At 70.5% G+C, this 18,388-nt stretch carries 13 protein-coding genes and 1 pseudogene; 9 read left to right on the top strand and 5 right to left on the bottom strand.

The window, feature by feature from the left end:
* Positions 1 to 28: 28 nt before the first annotated feature.
* The 5 genes from EAO76_RS33225 to eccB all read right to left on the bottom strand — a co-directional run bounded on the left by EAO76_RS33225 (position 29) and on the right by eccB (position 6,435).
* Positions 29 to 1,297, bottom strand: a complete 1,269-nt coding sequence (locus EAO76_RS33225) for a S8 family serine peptidase (protein ID WP_148839702.1) — start codon at positions 1,295 to 1,297, stop codon at positions 29 to 31.
* 25 nt (positions 1,298 to 1,322) lie between these two features.
* Positions 1,323 to 2,981 carry a hypothetical protein gene (locus tag EAO76_RS33220; protein WP_148839700.1) on the bottom strand — a complete coding sequence of 553 codons (1,659 nt, stop codon included), beginning with the start codon at positions 2,979 to 2,981 and terminating at the stop codon, positions 1,323 to 1,325.
* Positions 2,974 to 3,438 carry a hypothetical protein gene (locus tag EAO76_RS33215; protein WP_262376047.1) on the bottom strand — a complete coding sequence of 155 codons (465 nt, stop codon included), beginning with the start codon at positions 3,436 to 3,438 and terminating at the stop codon, positions 2,974 to 2,976. Before EAO76_RS33215 ends, EAO76_RS33220 begins: the two co-directional genes overlap by 8 nt.
* Before the next feature lie 173 nt (positions 3,439 to 3,611).
* Positions 3,612 to 4,889, bottom strand: a complete 1,278-nt coding sequence (gene mycP, locus EAO76_RS33210) for a type VII secretion-associated serine protease mycosin (protein WP_148839699.1) — start codon at positions 4,887 to 4,889, stop codon at positions 3,612 to 3,614.
* Positions 4,890 to 4,902: 13 nt separating this feature from the next.
* The gene (eccB, locus tag EAO76_RS33205; protein WP_148839697.1) at positions 4,903 to 6,435 is read right to left on the bottom strand and encodes a type VII secretion protein EccB; all 1,533 of its coding nucleotides are present in this window, start codon (positions 6,433 to 6,435) and stop codon (positions 4,903 to 4,905) included.
* Positions 6,436 to 6,623: 188 nt separating this feature from the next.
* Here eccB and eccE point away from each other — a divergent pair, with 188 nt between their 5' ends.
* The 9 genes and pseudogenes from eccE to EAO76_RS33160 all read left to right on the top strand — a co-directional run bounded on the left by eccE (position 6,624) and on the right by EAO76_RS33160 (position 18,373).
* Positions 6,624 to 7,964 (top strand): type VII secretion protein EccE, encoded by a 1,341-nt coding sequence (gene eccE, locus EAO76_RS33200; protein WP_148839695.1) that lies wholly within the window; start codon positions 6,624 to 6,626, stop codon positions 7,962 to 7,964.
* The gene (locus tag EAO76_RS33195; RefSeq protein WP_148839693.1) at positions 7,961 to 8,671 is read left to right on the top strand and encodes a hypothetical protein; all 711 of its coding nucleotides are present in this window, start codon (positions 7,961 to 7,963) and stop codon (positions 8,669 to 8,671) included. Before eccE ends, EAO76_RS33195 begins: the two co-directional genes overlap by 4 nt.
* Positions 8,672 to 8,757: 86 nt before the next feature.
* Positions 8,758 to 8,991, top strand: coding sequence for a DUF397 domain-containing protein (locus EAO76_RS33190; protein WP_148840450.1), 234 nt, complete (start codon positions 8,758 to 8,760; stop codon positions 8,989 to 8,991).
* A 405-nt stretch (positions 8,992 to 9,396) separates the two neighbouring features.
* Positions 9,397 to 12,169 (top strand): annotated as a pseudogene (locus tag EAO76_RS33185) (SCO5717 family growth-regulating ATPase).
* A gap of 197 nt (positions 12,170 to 12,366) precedes the next feature.
* Positions 12,367 to 14,238 carry an ABC transporter substrate-binding protein gene (locus tag EAO76_RS33180; protein WP_148839691.1) on the top strand — a complete coding sequence of 624 codons (1,872 nt, stop codon included), beginning with the start codon at positions 12,367 to 12,369 and terminating at the stop codon, positions 14,236 to 14,238.
* 91 nt (positions 14,239 to 14,329) lie between these two features.
* Complete coding sequence (locus EAO76_RS33175) at positions 14,330 to 15,409, top strand: ABC transporter permease (protein ID WP_148839690.1); 1,080 nt, start codon at positions 14,330 to 14,332, stop codon at positions 15,407 to 15,409.
* Positions 15,406 to 16,347 carry an ABC transporter permease gene (locus EAO76_RS33170; RefSeq protein WP_148839688.1) on the top strand — a complete coding sequence of 314 codons (942 nt, stop codon included), beginning with the start codon at positions 15,406 to 15,408 and terminating at the stop codon, positions 16,345 to 16,347. Before EAO76_RS33175 ends, EAO76_RS33170 begins: the two co-directional genes overlap by 4 nt.
* Complete coding sequence (locus EAO76_RS33165; protein WP_148839686.1) at positions 16,344 to 17,366, top strand: ABC transporter ATP-binding protein; 1,023 nt, start codon at positions 16,344 to 16,346, stop codon at positions 17,364 to 17,366. Before EAO76_RS33170 ends, EAO76_RS33165 begins: the two co-directional genes overlap by 4 nt.
* Positions 17,363 to 18,373, top strand: coding sequence for an ABC transporter ATP-binding protein (locus EAO76_RS33160; RefSeq protein WP_148839684.1), 1,011 nt, complete (start codon positions 17,363 to 17,365; stop codon positions 18,371 to 18,373). The genes EAO76_RS33165 and EAO76_RS33160 overlap by 4 nt, the downstream gene beginning before the upstream one ends.
* Positions 18,374 to 18,388 lie beyond the last annotated feature (15 nt).

Below are 18,388 nucleotides of genomic sequence, written 5' to 3'. Positions count from 1 at the left end.
CAGGTACGGGTGGGGGTCCTGCGGCCGGTCAGACGGCGCGGCGCCTACGGACGAGGACGAAGGCCCCGCCGCCCAGCACGACGACCGCCGCCGCTCCGCCGAGGATCAGCCCGAGTCGGCTGTTGTCGTCCTTCTTCTCGGCATCGGCGGTGGAACCCGCCATGGCGGTGTCACCGGCCTTCTCGTCCGTCTCGCCCTTCCCGGGCTGCGACGAGGCCGACGCGGAGGAGGCCGGGGAGCCGGACGTCCGCTCCTTGGTGAGGGGGCTGATATCGGGGTCGCCGGGGTCGCCCTTGCCCTTGAGGATGTTGACGGCCGGGCGGATGATGCCGTGGCCGAGGTAATTGCTGAGGGTGCCCTTTTTCCAGTCTCCTCGCCCCGCCGTGTCGAAGAGGACGTTGAGGACCTGGTTGGCCGTCCAGTCGGGGTGAGCAGACCAGATCAAGGCTGCGGCGGCGGATGTGATGGCGGTGGCTTGACTGGTCCCACCGCTAGAGTCGCAGTAGCTCTGAAACTTCGCGTTGCACCACGTCGGGATGCCGTCTCCCGGAGCGGCGATATCCACATAACTTCCATGCTGAGAGTACACAGAAACCTTGCCGCCACTGTCAGTTGCAGCAACACCTACTACTTGTGGATAAGCAGCCGGAAATTGCTCCTTATTTCCCTCTTTGGCATTGTTCCCAACTGCCGAAAAGAAGAGTTTCCCCTTACTCTTCGCATACTCTACCGCCTCCCTTTCTCTTTGGTCCGGGAAATCACTGCTAGAAGACATGCTGATAATTTTTGCATCGCTGTCCGCCGCGGCACGGATAGCATCTCCAGTATCAGACGCATTCACCGAGCGCCCATTTTGAAATTCCGTATCGGTGATGCGCATCGGGATAATCTTTACTCCTGGGGCAAGCCCTTTTAGTCCCCCGCCCTTACCTGTTCCGGCAATCAACTCAGCCATGGTTGTGCCATGTCCGCGATAGTCGTCATACTCATCGCCATCCGCCCCCGTGGCATCAAACCCCTTCAGGACCTGGCCTTTCAGGGAAGGTGTCGACGGGTTGACACCGGAGTCGATGACAGCAATCTTGACGCCTTCTCCCGTGGTGACCTTCCACATCTCCTCCGCATGCATGGCGCTGAGGTACCACTGCTTCGATTGCACGTCCGCGGCCACCGCGGAGGGGGCAACACCTGCAAATCCTGCACTCCAGGCAGCAATCACAGCCATCGTGCCGAGCAGGCACCTTCGCGACCTGACGGGCATACGGCATTTCCGGGCCTGGTTCATTCCTGCTGTCATCCTGACTTCCGCACCTTCCCTGTACCTACTCGATCACCGGCGGTGCAGTTCCAGGCCGCCCGGCCTCTCGTGTTGCTCTGCCTTCCGCCAGGTAGTCCGGGCGCAAGGTGCCGCCGTCCTGGTCCTCGTTCTCGGACTCCCCTCGCCCTAAGGGCTCCCGCACAAGCCCCTTGCCCCCATTGGTGAACCCCTTTGCACCTGAGCCCATCCCCGGAACACCCCTGCGGGGCGCACCCACGACGCCGTTCGAACTGGGAGTCCCTCGCCCGCTGGGTCGAGGTGCTCTGCTCGTTCCGTCTGCTCCGACAACCGCACCTCGCGGAACGCCACGGCCCTTTCCGGATGCACCTACCCCCGGAACCGTGCGCTGCGGGGTTCCACCCACGATGCCGTTTGCCCGACCAACGGGCGGACCAGACTGCCTGGGGGCACTTGCCGCAGGCCCGCCTCCGGTCACACCGGGCCGGCTGACAAAAGGTGACTGATTTCCGCTCCCACCCGGGCGTCCAGGCGCACCTGGGGCCGGGCCACCGCCCAGCATGGGCGGGCGTCCAACCGGAGTCCCAGTGCGCCCATTCGCCACAGGTCCACTATTCACGGGGCCGCTGCTTCCGGGCTGCCCGATTGTTCTGGGCAAGCCAGTGGGTGTCGGGGGCCGCCGCGAGCTTTCTGTCACAGGGTTCACAAAGCCATCCGCTACGGGCAGAATCGGTCCTGTGATCGGATCCGTAGAGTTTGCATTCGACAGCATGGGGGGCGTTTCTGGAGCTGTCCCAGGAGCACGTGGCACGGTCACACTGTCAATCTCCGTCGAGATAACCCCGCCTGGCGCCGGTGCAGTTCCTAACGCCTCGATTTCAGCTCGATTGCTGGGCGCTTCGAGGAAGTCCGCGCCAGCCGCGTCAACACTTCCTGGGGCGCCTCGTGTTGTCTTGTTACCTACTGCTCCGAAGCTCGTGGAAGGGTCGCCGATTTCACCGTTCTCCCTGAAGCCATGCGGCTTCGGCATCGTGATGCCAAGCTTCTTCTCGAACCGCGGCGGCTCCTGTGCCGCCAGCGTCTCCGCCGAGACCGCGTAGTACGAAGCCAGCCTGTTCGCCTGGTTGATGGCCTCCTGGCGGTCCTTCTCGACCTTCACCGCCTCGGCGTACTCCGGATTGCCGTCGATCCGCTTCGGGGTCTCGATCTCCTCGACGCTCTTGCGCACCAGGCGGCTGTCGCGCGGGGGCAGGGATTTGCGCACCGACGCGAGGCCCGTGCCCGCGACCGTGATCTGGGTCCCTGCCGCCTCCGCGAAATCTCCCAGCTTCACCGCGTGGGCGACCAGGCCGTTGCCCCAATCTCGGAAGGCGGTTCCGGACTCGCCCTCCCAGTCGACGCCCTTGATGAAGTCGCCCAGTTCCTTCGCGGCGCTCTTGATGGCTGTCCTTGCCTTCAAAAGCGCCGCGCCCGCTTCTTCGAGGTGTTCCGGATCGGAGCTCTCGATCAGGTCGATCATCGCGTTGAGCTCATGTCCCTCGAACGAGGTACGTCCCGAGGGACCCGAACTCCCAGCGATGAAAGCGTCCATGACGCTCTGGGCCCGTCGGTTGATGTCGGTGGCGATCAACTGGCCCTGGATGCGTTGCTGATCCTGTGCCCGCTGCTCCTTGGAGGGCAGTTCCGGTTGCCTGGCGTCACTCATCAGTCATCTCCAGGTCGTCGTAGGCGGAGCCGACCTTGCCGTCGGAACGCGGCTGCTCGGCCTTGCCGGCCCTCTCCGCTCCCGCCTTCTCCTGCTCCCGTTCCTTGTCCAGGCGTACCTGGATCTCGTAGAACCGGCGTCGCGTGTCGTCGTCCACGTTGTCGAAGCCGACCGCCGCCGCGTGCACGCCCAGGCTCAGGTACTCGATCTGGTCGCCGAGCGACTTGGAGAGCGAGACGAGCGCGTCGTGGACGCGGTTGTACTGCGCGTACAAGCCGTCTGCTTCCGCAAAGCATGTGTTCTGGCCACTCAGGGCGGCGCGCGACACCGTCTGTGCCGCGATCTTCGTCCTGCCGCCCGCCGAGCCCTCGAGTTCCGCAAGGAGCGCGTTGACCCGCCCCCTGAATTTTTCCAGCGCGCCGACACCGCGCCGGAGGTCGCCCGGACCGGTCACGATCCCGCCCTCCCCGTTACCCCGTTGCCCCGTTTGCTCAGACCGCCACTCGTTGCTATCGCACCTTCGTGAACGAATCTGACGCCATGCCACGAACTCTAACCACTGGCCATGGCGGGACCAACTCTCTTGTTCATTCCGCGAGTTGCACCGATCAATTTCCGCCTGCTTCCAGGTCAGGAATTGTTCGTGCCGACCGCGCCGACCGTTCTCCCCCGGCGCGCGGACCGTCGTCGGGCATCGCGTACGGCCACGGCGGTGCCCGCGATCGCGGCGACCAGTACCGCACCGCCCACCATCACGTAGGTCGCCAGACGGGCGTTGCGTTCGTCCGCCGTTTCGCCCAGGTGGAATTCGGCCGGTGTCGGTGCCTCGCCCCTGCTCATGCCCTCGTTCGCCACCGGCTGTTCGATGGGCCTGTCGTCCTCGGTCAGGGCCCGCACCGGGTCGACGACGCCCCAGCCCACCAGGCGGTCGCGGCCGGCGATCGAGCGTTCCGCCGTCTGCTGGATCTGGGCGACGATCTGCTTTCCCGTCCAGTCCGGGTGCTTGGCCTTGATGAGGGCGGCGACTCCCGCGGCGTACGGGGCCGAGAAGCTGGTGCCGTTGTCGGAGCAGTGTCCGCCGACGGGGACCGTCGAGATCATGTCCACGCCTGGGGCGGCCACGCCCACGGACTCGCTGGACTGGGAGAAGGCCGCCCGTTCGTTGTTGCGGTCCGACGCGGCCACGGCCAGGACACCGGGGTACGAGGCCGGGTAGGTCTCCTTGACGTTGCCGTCCAGCCCGTCGTTGCCCGCGGAGGCGACGATCACGACGCCCTTGGCCAGGGCGGCGTCCACCGCCTGCCTCAGGGAGTCCGCGGGTTTCACCGCGTCGGCCGTGTCCTGGGAGATGTTGATGACGTCCGCGCGGGCGGCGCCGGCCGCGTAGCGGATGGCCTCGGCCAATGTGTCGGCCGTTCCGTGGCCCTCGGCGTCGTTCTGCTGGATCGGGATGATCGTCGCGTCCGGGGCCAGGCCGGTGAAGCCGGTGCCCTTCGCTTCCCGCGCGGCGATGATTCCGGCGACCTTGGTGCCGTGCCCGACCGAGTCGCTGGTGCCGTTCTCCTTGCCGCGCGCGATCTTGTCGCCGTTGTCGTCCTCGATGCCCCTCGGCAGGAAATTGCGGCCGCTCCTGATGTCCACGGCACCTTTGAGCTGCGGGTTCTTGATGTCCACGCCCGTGTCGATGACCGCCACCCGCACCCCCTTGCCGGTGGACTGCTTCCATAACTCGTCCATCAGGACGCGTTGCAGCGACCAGGGGCGGCCCGCGTACTTCTCCGAGGGGAAGGAGCACTGTGCCGAACCGTCCGCGGCGGCGGACGGCGCGGGCAGCACGACGAGGAGGACGGCGGTGGCGGCTGCGGCCGTCGGCCAACGCCGGTACGGGGAGAAGAGCTGCGTGTTCATGCGGCGGCGCTCCTCACGAACCCTGCGGCTGGCGGGCCGCACCGGTCGACAGGCGGGGTCCCGTGGGCAGGAACGAGGACCAGGCCGCCGGGACGGGGGCGGGCACGACGCCCTTGTACCCGAGCCGGTTCTGCGCCTGTTGTGCCTCCTGCCGCCGCTGCTCCCGCTCCTTCTTCGAGCCCGATTCACCGATGCCGGAGTCGTCCCGGGCGCTGTCGCCGTTGGACTGCATGGCGTAGCGCAGGCCGGTGTCGGTGACCAGGAAGAGCGGACCGGAGTCGACGTCGGCCCCCTTGAACTGACGGAACAGTTGTCCGGATCCGGGGGTGACGTAGGCGCTGCTGGAGCCGGTGGGGAGCGTCGTGGGGAAGCCCGTGCCCGCCCATGTGCTGAGCGTGCCGGCGCCGTCCTTCGTGGCGACGTCGCGCAGGACGTTGCACACGGTGTCGCGGCTGCCGGGCGCGTCGCTCGTGGAGTTCACGACCTTCGGCCCGTGGGTGGGCCAGTCGTTGTCCTGTCCGAAGGACTCGCCGGGTTCGAACGCTCCGGCGCTGACGTGCCTCGCCCTGCCGTCCTGGCCGAGGCCGACCAGGGGGCGGCTGCTGAGCAGGAGCTTCGCGACGAAGTCCGACACGGGGGCGACCCTGCCGGGCAGGACCACGTACTGCTGGGTCCCGGTGCCGGACGCCGCCGCGAGGATCATGCCCACCTTGTCGGCCCCGGGCGGCAGTTGCCCCGGGACGCCCGCGTCGGCACCGGGGTTCTCCGGGAGGACCGGGAAGTCGATCGCGTCCCCCCTGTGCAGGGTGTCCAGCCAGGCGGCGGAGACCCGCTGGGGGGCGCGGCCGCGGTCGATCAGGGTGCGGAGCAGGAGTTCGTCCTTCTTCACCTCGTACGCCTTGCCCGCGGCGTCCACGACGTAGCGGGTCCGGTCCGGCCCCGGGCCCTCGACGTACAGCAACTCGCCGCCGTGCAGCCGGTTCGCGCCCTCGACCTTCCGCTGCTCGCGCTCCGCGAGGACGAACGCCGCCTTCTGGATGGCCCTGCCGCCCTGGCCGGGCTGTTCGCAGACGGCCCACCGCTTCTTCGCGCCGGCCTCCTTCCCGTCCGGCAGCCGGTCGGGGGCGTACGGGATGCCCAGGGTGGCGCCGTGCGGGATCTTCCCGTTGTCGAGGACGGATTCGTCGACCTTGATGACCTTGCCCTTGTCGGGGGCGAGGAGGAGCTTGGCGGAGGACATGTTCAGCACCGGGTGGAGCTGCTTCCTGCCGTCGGTCTCCAGCACCACGTAGCGCGTGGTGGACTTGCTGGCGATGATGACGTTCTCGTAGGGGGTGTCCCACTTCTGGGGTGCCACGGGTTTGAACATTCCCCAGGCCCCGAATCCCGCGAGGATCACGACGCCGACGATCGCGCCGGGCACCACCGCGCGCAGGGGGCGCGGCGCGCCCTCCTCCGAACCGGTGGAGTTGGGTTGGAGGAACTGTGCGACCAGCCTCCGTTTCGCGAAGGTGTAGGCGTTGAGTTCGTCCCGCCGTGATGCCATCTGTACCGCTGCCCCTCTTCCCCCGGTGAGCGGCCAAGGTTGCCACACACTCCGTCAGCAAACGTCCTCGACCGGGCTCCCCACTATGCCCGTCGGCGTTCGCCCGCCATCGCTCGGGTTAGGGTGATCGCCCGGTCAACTCCCGTGGAGAGAAACGGTAACCGGGGACACGAGGGGGCAATGCGGCGATGGGTTCGGCGACGCGCGAGCGCACGGGGCGGTCCGCCCACCGACCACCTTCCTCTTCCCGATGGCAACGCAGCAACGAACCGGCCACCCCGGTCCCCGTCCCGCCGATGGATCCCCCCGCGGCGACCACTCCGCGCCCGGCTTCCCGGACCGGCCGTCCCGGCCCCGCACTGCGGCGACTGGTGCTCGTCGAGGCGGCCCTGGCGTTCGCCGCGGTGGGTGTTGTGCTCGGTGGTTTCTGGCTGGTTCCCGCCGGTGTGATCGCCTGTCTGCTGGTGCTGGTCGCGGTGGTGCGCCGACGGGGCCGCGCCGTGCCGGAGTGGGTGTCGATGACGCTCGCGCTCCGCGGTCGCGGACGAGCGGCCGGGGCGCCCGCCGCGGACACGGATCCGCAGCTGGCCCCGGTGGTGGAGGGCGTGCCGGGTCTCGCCCCGTACCCCCATGTCGACCGGGACCGCCGCACGGTGGGCATGGTCGGGGACGGCACGTTCCTGACCGCCGTCGTGCGCGTCGAGGCCGGTGGCGAGTCGCTGCGCCGGGCGCACGGCGAGCGGGCGTTCCCGCTGGCCCTGCTGGGCGACGCCCTCGCGGTGGACGACATCGTGCTGGAGTCCGCGCAGCTCGTGCAGCAGGTGCGCCCCGCTCCGGCGCAGCATCTGCCGGAGCGGTCGGCGGCACGGCTCTCCTACGTTCCCCTCCAGGAGCGGACCGGGGCGCCCGCGCTGCGGGTTACCTGGGTGGCGGTGAAGCTGGACCCGGAGCTGTGCCGGGAGGCGGTCGAGGCGCGCGGGGGCGGGATCCGCGGGGCACAGCGCTGTCTGGTCCGGGTCGCGGACCATGTGGCGAGCCGGATCACCGGTGCCGGGTTCCGGGCCGTCGTGCTGGACCAGGAGGAGGTGCACTCGGCCCTGGCCACGTCCCTGTGCGCCAATCCCGTCCTGTCGGCCCGTGCCGGGCAGCAGGGGGCCGCGCCGCAGCGGCGGACGGCGGAGACGTCGCGGGTGTGGCGGTGCGACGACCGTTGGCACACCGCCTACGCGGTGGACCGTTGGCCGGAGTTGGGCCGGGGGGCGACTCCGCTCCCGCGTCTCGTCTCGTTGCTGACCCAGGTGCCGGCGCACGCGACATCCTTCAGCCTGACGGTGCGGCCCGGTGCGCGCCGGGGCGATGTGTCGGTGTCCGGGCACGTACGGGTCACCGGCGGTTCCGACACCGAACTGGTCGGGGTGCGAAGGGTGTTGGAGCAGACCGCTCGGCACGCGAAGGTCGGTCTGGTGCGGCTGGACCGCGAACAGTTGCCCGGTGTGCTGGCGACGCTCCCGCTGGGAGGCGCACGATGACGATCCGGACCGGAGCGGGGCGCGGGCTGCGCGGCCCCCGGCACGCGGGGCACATCCTGGCCGCGGAGGACCTGGGCGCGTTGTCGTTGCCCGTCGGGGACGACGGCGTGATCCTCGGCACCGACGCCGAGGGGCACACGCGGATGATCGGCTTCCATCGTCCGGTGCCGTACGACGTCCTGCTGATCGGCGGGTTGTGGACCGCGCAGGTACTGGCGCTGCGGGCGGCGGCCACCGGGGCGCGGGTCGCGGTGGAGACCGGGCGCCCCGGGGTGTGGACCTCGCTCGCGCAGGCCGCGGGTGCCGGTCTGGAGTGCGTGTCCCTCCATGACGTGGGCCGGGTTCCGCCGACCGGGGCGGCCGTGGGCAGTCCGGTGGTGGTGGTGCGGGACTGCGGCATGCGTCCGCCCCGGGGCCGGGTGGTGTCCTCGCCGTGGCAGTCGGTGCTGACGTTGCTGCCCTATCTGAGCCCGGTGGCGCCGCGGTTGATGCGGACGTCGGCGCTCGTGGGCGTCCAGCGGGTCTCGCCCGACGAGGCGGACCGGATCGGCGGGATCCTGGGGCTCGCCCGGATCGAGAGCGAGGCCCTGCCCACCCTGGCGGACGGCGTCACGCTCTGGGTGGCGGGCCGTGAGCGCCACTGGGTGGTGACGGGAGCGACGGAGGTCGAGAACGGACTGCTGGGCGCCGCTCGCCGGATGGACTGACTACTGTCCCGTTCATGACCCCGGACCCACCGCTTCCGGGGAAGATGTGCGGGGAACGACACGGCTCGATCGAAAGGGACGCCGACATGGGCACCCAGCAGGAAAAGGAAGAGCTCTACGCTCTCGACATCTCGGACGTGACGTGGCTGAGCGCGCCGGGTACCGAGGACGTCGAGGAACGGGTCGAGATCGCGCATCTGCCCGGCGGCGCGGTCGCCATGCGCTCGTCGCTGGACCCGGAGACCGTGTTGCGGTACACGGAGGCCGAGTGGCGCGCCTTCGTACTGGGCGCCCGGGACGGTGAGTTCGACCTCGCGTAGGCGATGGCCCGGTGGAAGGGGCGGCCGCCCGCGCACGACGGCCGTCCCTTTCCTCATGTACGGGCACGGCTCGACGCGATACGCGTCGTCCGGCCGTGTCCCGCCGGACACATCACGTTCAGACGCACCGCACTCCGGTATGCAACATATTGACCGCTTCGCTCCGCGGGCTCTGTCGCACCCTGGGGGCTTGCAGGCGGGTACGTGACCTACTGGACAGTTTCTGCCCCGCGGTACGGCCTGCCGAAGGGGGCCCCATGACGATTAGGGTGGGTCCGGGCGCGGCAGAAGAACCTGCGGGCAGGCGATGCGTGTCCCAGGGGGAGAGCCGGGCGGTCGGACAGACGGAAACGGTCGCCCCCACCCACGACCGCACAAGGGTGCTCGACCACACCAGGAGGCAAAGTGAACGGCGATCGGGACGAGATGCGCGGGGGCTGGAACAAGCCCGTCGACGAGTCGTCCGACGCGGAGCCCGTCGAGATGACGGGTGAGTTCACCATCGACTACACCCCGCCCGCCTGGTACACGCAGAACTCGCCGGGGGACTCGTCGGGCGGTGCCGGAACGCACCTGGCCCCGCCGCCGCCCACCGGCGCACCGCTGCCCGTGCCCGCGCCGCCGACCGGGAACGGGGCCGATTCCGACTGGGTTCCGGCACCGCCCGCCCCGGCCCCGGTCCGGGCCTCGGCGGACGCCCCGGCCGCGGGTGGCGACCCCGTACCCTCCCCCGCGCCGGAGGCGGTGGCCCCCGTCGGCACGTCGGCCCCGTTCGGGGTCGGGAACGGGGATGTGGAGGACGACTCCGCGGGGTTCTCGCCGGCCGCGCTGAAGCAGCAGATCGCGGAGATCGAGGGGAGCTTCGGGGCAGGCATCATGAGCGCGGACCGGGCCGGGGAGACGGGCGGTCCGGGATACGGCTCCGGTGCCGGATTCCCGGGCGCGGGGTCCGCCGGGACCGGCGCCGGTGACGGCCGTACGGGTACGGACGAGGCCCCCGCCCCCGTTTCCGCCCCGACGTCGGAGGCCGCCGCGGGCACGCCCGACGGCACTGCCCCGACCGGCCCCGCGTCCGATGCCGCGGCGTCCGCCGGCACTCCGGGCGCTCTGGGCGCTCTGGGCGCTCCGGCACAGGGCACACCGGAGAACGCCGGTGCAGCGGCGGGTTCCGCGCCCTCGGACGTGGTGCCCCAGGACGCACCGCCCGCCGCCGTGCCGCAGGACACCCCGCCGCCCGTCGCGCCGCAGCCCTGGGCACCGGCGCCGCCGCCGCAGGGCGCCCTGCCGCCGCTGCCGCCCGCCTTCCAGCCCGCAGCGCCGCAGCCCGCCCAGCAGTGGCCCCGCTGCCCCCGCCCCGGCGCCCACTCCCGCACCCGCTCCGGCACCGGCACCCGCTCCGGCCCCCTCTCCGGCTCCGGACGGGCAGGCGGTCGGCGGTTACGGGTTCCCCGGGGCCGGGACGCCGCAGCCCCCGCAGGGCGGTTACGGATTCCCGCAGCAGGCTCCTCCCCCCGCGCAGCAGACGCCGCAGCAGGGTGGTTACGGATTCCCGCAGCAGACACCGCCGCAAGGTGGCTACGGATTCCCGCAGGCGTCGCAGGCACCGGCGTCGGCACCGCAGACCCCCCAGGCGCCCCAGCAGTCCCAGGGGCAGGCGCCTCAGTGGCCCGCGCAGCAGGGCACGCCCCTTCCACCTCAGGTGCCCCAGCCGCCTCAGACACCTCAGCCGCCTCAGACACCTCAGGGCGCGCCGCCCCTGCCCGCGCAGGCCGCCGGCCAGCAGCCGCCCGCCCCGCAGCAGCCGGAACAGCAGCCGTACGGCGGCCCGCAGCCCCAGGACCAGCAGGGCCAGCCCGTCGACCCGCGCACCGGGGGCGCCTGGCCGAGCCCGGTCACCCACGACCAGCGCGAGCGCTCCGTGCCCGGTGCCCCGCTCGGATACACGGCGGCCGTGGAGCTCTCCTCCGACCGGCTCGTCCGGGGCAAGCAGAAGGCGAAGAGCAGCCGCAACCCGTCCGGGGTGTCCCGCTTCAAACTGGGCGGCAAGAAGGAGGAGGCCGAGCGGCAGCGCAGGCTCGACCTGATCCGTACGCCGGTGCTGTCCTGCTACCGGATCGCGGTCATCAGCCTCAAGGGCGGCGTCGGCAAGACCACGACGACCACCGCCCTCGGCGCGACCCTGGCCACCGAGCGGCAGGACAAGATCCTCGCCATCGACGCCAACCCGGACGCGGGCACGCTCGGGCGCCGGGTGCGCCGGGAGACCGGGGCCACCATCCGCGACCTGGTCCAGGCGATCCCGTACCTCAACTCGTACATGGATATCCGCCGCTTCACCTCGCAGGCGCCCTCCGGACTGGAGATCATCGCCAACGACGTGGACCCGGCGGTCTCCACGACGTTCAACGACGAGGACTACCGGCGCGCCATCGACGTGCTGGGCAAGCAGTACCCGATCATCCTCACCGACTCGGGCACCGGCCTGCTCTACAGCGCGATGCGCGGTGTGCTGGACCTCGCCGACCAGTTGATCATCATCTCGACGCCGTCGGTCGACGGTGCGTCCAGCGCCTCCACCACCCTGGACTGGCTCTCGGCGCACGGCTACGCGGAGCTGGTGCAGCGCTCCCTCACGGTCATCTCCGGGGTCCGCGAGACCGGCAAGATGATCAAGGTCGACGACATCGTGCAGCACTTCGAGACGCGCTGCCGCGGTGTGGTCGTCGTGCCGTTCGACGAGCACCTGGCGGCGGGCGCCGAGGTCGACCTCGACATGATGCGGCCCAAGACCCGCGAGGCGTACTTCAACCTCTCCGCACTGGTCGCCGAGGACTTCGCGCGCGCCCAGCAGCAGCAGGGTCTGTGGACCTCGGACGGCTCCGCGCCGCCCCCGCAGTACGCCCCGCCGATGCCCGGCCAGCAGTACGCCCCGCAACAGCCGTACCAGCAGCAGCCGTACGGTGGCCAGCAGCCCCCGCAGCCGTACCCGCCGCACGCCGGTCCCGGAGTGCAGCAGAACGGCTGGCAGCAGTCGCCGCCCCCGCAGGCCCAGCCCCCGGCGAACCCGGCCGGGCTTCCTCCGATGCCCCATCAGCAGCAGCCCGGCCAGGGCGCGCAGCCCGGTCCCGCGTCGCCCGGCGGATGGCAGCAGCAGCCACCGTCAGCGCCTCAGCAGTAAGGCTTCAGAGGTCTGAACCAATGAGGGCCCGCACCGTCTCCACGGTGCGGGCCCTTTGGACATTCCCGCAGACCACACGCCGTTTCGATGACCGTTGACGGGGCTTGACCACCGCTGATAAACCTTCGCTTCACCAGCTGGCGAACCACAGATCAACCCGCCTTCTCCGTGCGAGTCATGACGCGAGGTCCCCGACCATGGTCGAAAGAGTTCCACCGTTCCCTGTCCAGCCACGCGCGCGCCTGCGCGTCCTCCTGGCCTCCGGTGCCGCCGCCCTGGCCCTGACCGCCGCTTCCGTCGTACCCGGTGTGCCCCTCGGGGCCGCGCCGCAGCAGGCACAGGCCGCCGACAGCGGAAAGTCGACGCTGACCGTCGCCGTCGCGCAGAGCGTCGACTCGCTGAGCCCGTTCCTCGCTCAGCGGCTCATGAGCACCAGCATCAGCCGGCTCATGTACGACTTCCTCACCAACTACGACCCCGAGGACAACCACGCGATCCCCGGTCTCGCCACCAAGTGGGAGCCGTCCGCGGACAAGTTGACCTGGACGTACACCATCCGCTCCGACTCCAAGTGGTCGGACGGGCAGCAGGCCACCGCCGAGGACGCGGCCTGGACGTTCAACAAGATGATGACCGACGAGGCCGCCGCGCAGGCCAACGGCAACTTCGTCGCGAACTTCAAGAAGGTGACGGCGCCCAGCCCGACGCAGCTGGTCATCGAACTCAAGGAGCCGCAGGCCACCATGGCCGCGCTCGACGTGCCGATCGTCCCGAAGCACGTCTGGGAGAAGGTCGGCGACTTCTCCAAGTTCAACAACGACAAGACGTTCCCGATCGTCGGCAACGGGCCGTTCGTCGTGACCGACTACAAGGTCGACCAGTACGTGAAGCTCAAGGCCAACAAGGACTTCTGGCGCGGCAAGCCGAAGTTCGACGAGCTGGTCTTCAAGACGTACAAGGACCAGGACACCGCGGTCGCCGCGCTGCGCAAGGGCGAGGTCTCCTTCGTCGCCGGCTCCCCCGCGCTGACGCCCGCCCAGGCCAACTCCCTCAAGGGCGACAAGAACATCAAGGTCAACGAGGGTCCGGGGCGCCGCTTCTTCGCGCTGGCCACCAACCCGGGCGCGCAGACCAAGGACGGCAAGAAGTTCGGCAACGGCAACAAGGCCCTTCTCGACCAGAAGGTGCGCCAGGCCCTCTTCCTGTCCGTCGACCGCAAGACCATCATCGACAAGGTCTTCCAGGGCCACGCCGTCGAGGGCCAGGGCTACATCCCGCCGCGCTTCACGGCGTACCAGTGGAAGCCGACCGCCGAGCAGAGCCTCGCGTACGACCCCGCCAGGGCGGCGAAGCTGCTCGACGAGGCGGGCTACCCGCTCAAGGGCGACCAGCGGGTCGACAAGGACGGCAAGCCGCTCGACCTGCGCATCCTCTGCCACGCCACGGACCCGAACGACAAGGCGATCGGCAAGTACCTCAAGGAGTGGTGGGGCAAGCTCGGCATCGGCCTGAAGGTCGACTGCCTCGACAACGTCTCCGTGCCCTGGTACGCGGGCGAGTACGACCTCGCCTTCGACGGCTGGTCCGTCAACCCGGACCCGGACTTCGTCCTCGGCATCCACACCTGCGCCGCGCTGCCCGCCAAGGCCAAGGACAGCGCCTCCACGGACAACTTCATCTGCGACGAGAAGTACGACGAGCTGTACAAGAAGCAGCTCGCCGAGTACGACCCGGCCAAGCGCACGGACCTCGTCAACCAGATGCAGTCATGGCTGTACGACTCCGGGTACATGAACGTCATCGCGTACCCGAACGCGGTCGAGGCATACCGCACCGACCAGATCAAGTCGATCACGACGATGCCGAAGTCCGCGGGCAACATCTACGGCCAGGACGGTTACTGGAGCTGGTGGTCGGCCGTTCCGGCGGACGGCGAGGGCTCGGACGGTTCCGGCGGTTCGGGCTCGACCGGCGTCGTCATCGGCATCATCGCGGTGGTCGTGGTGCTCGCCGGTGGCGGGCTGTTCGTCGCGATGCGCCGCCGCAACACGGCGGACGACCGCGAGTAATCACCTGAACGGGTGAAGAGGGGCCGGCCGGGGAACACTCGCTCCACCGGTCGGCCCCTCCTCATTGCGGCACGAGTAACGAGAGTTCCCCATGACAGCTGACAGCACTCCGGCGCTCGTGCAGAACGCGGACACCGACGGACCGGCCCCCGCCGGTCCGTCGGCCGACCGCGGTCCACGGGCGCGCAACACCAAGGCATACCTCCAGTACGTCGCGGCCAAGATCGCGGGCGCCGCGGTCTCCCTGTTCGCGGTCCTGGTCACCAGCTTCTTCCTCTTCCGGCTCATCCCCAGCGACCCGGTCAAGCAGATGACCGGCGGCCGACCCGTGTCCGCCGAACAACTCCAGTCGCTGCGCCGCCAGTTCGGGCTCGACCAGCCGATGTGGCAGCAGTTCACGTCCTACGTGGGCGACGCGCTCACCGGTGACTTCGGGCTGTCGTTCCAGTTCCACGCGCCGGTCATCGACAAGATCACCGAGGCGCTCCCGGCGACCCTGCTCCTCACCGGCACGTCGTACGTCCTGTACACCGCGCTCGGCATCTGGCTCGGCACCCGTACCGCCTGGCGCAACGGCTCCCTCAGCGACCGCTTCAACACCGCGTTCGCGCTCACGCTCTACTCGGTGCCGGCGTTCTGGCTGGGCCTGCTCCTGATCATCGTCTTCGCGGTGGGCATCGGTCCGATCCCCGGCCTGTTCCCGACCGGCGGCCTGGACTCCGGCACCGGCGAGACCGGCTTCGCCCACGTCCTCGACGTGGCGCACCACCTGGTCCTGCCGGTGGTCACGCTGGTGTCCGTCGGGTACGCGCAGACGCTCCTGGTGATGCGTTCCTCGCTGCTCGACGAGATGGGCAGCGACTATCTGACGACGGCCCGCGCGAAGGGGCTGCGGGACGACGTCGTGCGCCGCAAGCACGCCGTTCCCAACGCGATGCTGCCGACCTTCACCCTGATGTTCGTGAACCTCGGGCACGTGGTCGCCGGGCAGATCCTGGTCGAGACGGTGTTCTCCTGGCCGGGTCTGGGCGGGCTGTTCTACGAGGCACTCAGCGTGCCCGACCTCCCGCTCGTGCAGGGGCTGTTCTTCGTCTTCGCCACCGCGGTGATCCTGGCGAACACCCTTGCCGACGTGCTCTATCCGCTGCTCGATCCCCGGGTGGGCCGATGACGACCGAATCCATGCCCACGCCCACGCCCGCGGAGGCCGGGGCAGCCCCGGACCCGCGCGCCCTGGCACGGGCCCGCAAGCGCCGGTCCGCCGCCCGCTTCTGGCGGGAGTACCGCAGCCACCGGGGCGGTCTGTGGGGGCTGGCCGCCCTCGTCCTGATCGCGCTGGTCGCCGTGTTCGCGCCACAGCTCGTCGGTGCGGACTCGCAGTCCGTCACGGACGCCCCCGGCGGGGCGCTGGAGTCCCCCAGCGGCGAATTCCCGCTCGGCACCGACCAGTTCGGCCGCAGCGTGCTGGCGCTGCTGGTGTGGGGCACCCGGGTCTCGCTGACGGTCGGCCTGCTCGCGGCGTTCCTGTGCGTCGCCATCGGCACGGTCGTCGGCATCGTCGCGGGACACTTCCACGGCTGGTACTCGACGATCCTGATGCGTGTCACCGACTGGTTCCTGGTGATGCCGACCCTGGTCCTCGCGATCGCGCTCGCCACGGTGATGGACCGTTCGATGTGGACGGTCATCATCGCGATCGGGGTCACGACCTGGCCGACCACGGCCCGGCTGGTCCGGGCCCAGACCCTCGCGGTGGAGTCCCGCCCGTACATCGAGCGGGCCCGCGCGCTGGGCGGCGGCCACCGGCACATCATGGTCCGGCACGTGCTGCCGAACGTGATGCCGCTGGTGCTCGCCCAGACGACGCTGGTGATCTCCAGCGCGATCCTCACCGAGGCCACGCTGGCGTTCCTCGGCCTCAGCGACCCGACCACCACCTCCTGGGGCGGCATGCTCCAGGACGCCCGCGAGGCGGGTGCGGTGAGCGCGGGCCACTGGTGGTACCTGGCACCGCCCGGCATCGCCATCGCCGTGGTGGCGCTGGCGTTCACACTCTGCGGGCGCGCGATCGAGTCCGTCCTCAATCCCAAGCTGGGGGTGGCCCGTTGAGCACCACGAACATCCACCGGCCGCCGCTCCTCGACGTACGGGACCTCACGGTGACGTACGCCGGCGGGGCGCGGGCCGTGCGCGGCGTGAACCTCACCGTCGACGCCGGGCAGAAGCTCGGCATCGCCGGCGAGTCGGGCTGCGGGAAGTCGACGCTGGCCCTCGCGCTGCTGCGGCTGCTGCCCGCGGGCACGAAGGTCACCGGCGAGATCCTGCTGAACGGCGAGGACGTCCTCGCCATGAAGTGGGGCCAGGTCCGGGCGGTGCGCTGGGCGGGGGCGTCGATCGTCTTCCAGGGCGCGATGCACTCGCTCAACGCGGTGCACCGCATCGGCGACCAGATTGCCGAACCGATCCTGCTGCACCGGAAGGCGACCCGGGCCGGGGCTGCGAAGAAGGTCGGCGAGCTGCTGGAGCAGGTGGGCCTGCCGGCCGCCCGCGCCGCCGCCTATCCGCACGAGCTGTCCGGCGGGCAGCGCCAGCGCGTGATGATCGCGATGGCGCTGGCCTGCGATCCGGGACTGATCGTCGCGGACGAGCCGACCACGGCGCTCGACGTGATGATCCAGGCCCAGATCCTGCGGCTGATCGAGCAGCTGGTGTCCGAGCAGGACCTCGGCCTCGTCATGATCAGCCACGACCTCGCGGTGCTCTCGGACACCTGCGACCGGCTCGCGGTGATGTACGCGGGCCGGGTCGTGGAGGAGGGCCCGGCGTCCGAGGTCTACGAGAACGCGCACCACCCGTACGGCAAGGCCCTGTCCGGCGCCTTTCCGCGCATCGGCGACCCGGCCTCCCGGTTCGCGCCCCGCGGGCTGCCCGGCGACCCGCCGGACCCGGCGGCGCTGCCCGGCGGCTGCACCTTCCACCCGCGCTGTCCGGTGGCCCTGGACTCCTGCGCGACCGAGGACCAGGAGCTGCGGGTCGCGGGACCGGAGCGGCGGGCCGCCTGTGTGCTGGTGGAACCGGGAGCCGCCGCGGCCCTGCCGGACGCCGAGGAAGCGAGGAGCACCCCATGAGCACCACCCCTCCCCTGCTGAGCGCCCAGGGGCTGAAGGTCACCTTCCCCGGCCGGCGCGGGGCCGCCCCGGCGCGGGCCGTGGACGGCGTGGACCTGGACATCCGGCCCGGTGAGATCGTGGCGCTGGTCGGCGAGTCGGGCTGCGGCAAGACGACGCTGGCGCGTTCGCTGCTGGGCCTGGTCCCGCCGACGTCCGGACAGGTCACCTTCGGCGGCAGGCCGCTGGACTACGGGAGCCGGGCGCTGAAGACGTACCGCAAGCGGGTCCAGCTGGTGCTCCAGGACCCCAGCGGCTCGCTCAACCCCCGGCACACGGTGTACGACGCCGTCGCCGAGGGCCTGCGCATCCACGGGTACGCGGGGGACGAGCGGGCGGCGGTGTCCGAGGCGTTGTCGCGGGCGGGGCTCCGTCCGCCGGAACGATTCTTCCTGCGCTACCCGCACGAGCTGTCCGGCGGGCAGCGCCAGCGCGTCGTGATCGCGGGCGCGCTGGTCCTGGAGCCCGAGCTGATCGTGGCCGACGAGCCGGTGGCCTCGTTGGACGCCTCGGTGCGCGGCGAGATCCTGGCGCTGATGCTGCGGCTGCGGGACGAGCTGGGCCTGTCCGCGCTGGTGGTCACGCACGACCTGGGTCTGGCGTGGAACATCGCGGACCGGGTCGCGGTGATGTACCTCGGGCGGATCGTGGAGACCGGTGAGGTGGAGCAGATCCTCACGGCCCCGCGCCATCCGTACACCCGGGCGCTGCTGTCGGTGCTGCCGGAGGCCGGGGGCGAGCCGGTGGTCCTGACCGGTGAGCCGCCGGACCCGTCCAAGGTGCCGTCCGGGTGCCGCTTCCACGCCCGCTGCCAGGTGCTGGCGTCGGGCGAGGCGGAGCGGGCGGGCGTCGCGGACGCCTGCCGCTCGGAGGACCTGCCGGTGCTCGCGGGCGGTGGCCGGGCCCAGGTGGCGTGCCACTGGGCGGCAGCCGCCCCCGCCGCGGCCGGGCGGGCGAAGAAGGCATAGGTGGCGACCGGGCCG

Origin of the sequence: Streptomyces sp. sk2.1 (assembly GCF_008120935.1) — a bacterium.
Classification (GTDB): Bacteria; Actinomycetota; Actinomycetes; order Streptomycetales; family Streptomycetaceae; genus Streptomyces.
The sequence above is the reverse complement of the archived record's forward strand: the minus strand, read 5'-3'. Positions and strand labels throughout refer to the sequence as shown.

Bases quoted from the DNA above. Each gene is read 5' to 3' on its own strand.
- EAO76_RS33175 (WP_148839690.1), top strand. From the start codon at position 14,330: ATGACAGCTGACAGCACTCCGGCGCTCGTGCAGAACGCGGACACCGAC.
- EAO76_RS33170 (WP_148839688.1), top strand. From the start codon at position 15,406: ATGACGACCGAATCCATGCCCACGCCCACGCCCGCGGAGGCCGGGGCA.
- mycP (WP_148839699.1), bottom strand. From the start codon at position 4,889: ATGAACACGCAGCTCTTCTCCCCGTACCGGCGTTGGCCGACGGCCGCA.
- eccB (WP_148839697.1), bottom strand. From the start codon at position 6,435: ATGGCATCACGGCGGGACGAACTCAACGCCTACACCTTCGCGAAACGG.
- EAO76_RS33160 (WP_148839684.1), top strand. From the start codon at position 17,363: ATGAGCACCACCCCTCCCCTGCTGAGCGCCCAGGGGCTGAAGGTCACC.
- EAO76_RS33180 (WP_148839691.1), top strand. From the start codon at position 12,367: ATGGTCGAAAGAGTTCCACCGTTCCCTGTCCAGCCACGCGCGCGCCTG.
- eccE (WP_148839695.1), top strand. From the start codon at position 6,624: ATGGGTTCGGCGACGCGCGAGCGCACGGGGCGGTCCGCCCACCGACCA.
- EAO76_RS33190 (WP_148840450.1), top strand. From the start codon at position 8,758: ATGGGCACCCAGCAGGAAAAGGAAGAGCTCTACGCTCTCGACATCTCG.
- EAO76_RS33225 (WP_148839702.1), bottom strand. From the start codon at position 1,297: ATGACAGCAGGAATGAACCAGGCCCGGAAATGCCGTATGCCCGTCAGG.
- EAO76_RS33195 (WP_148839693.1), top strand. From the start codon at position 7,961: ATGACGATCCGGACCGGAGCGGGGCGCGGGCTGCGCGGCCCCCGGCAC.
- EAO76_RS33220 (WP_148839700.1), bottom strand. From the start codon at position 2,981: ATGAGTGACGCCAGGCAACCGGAACTGCCCTCCAAGGAGCAGCGGGCA.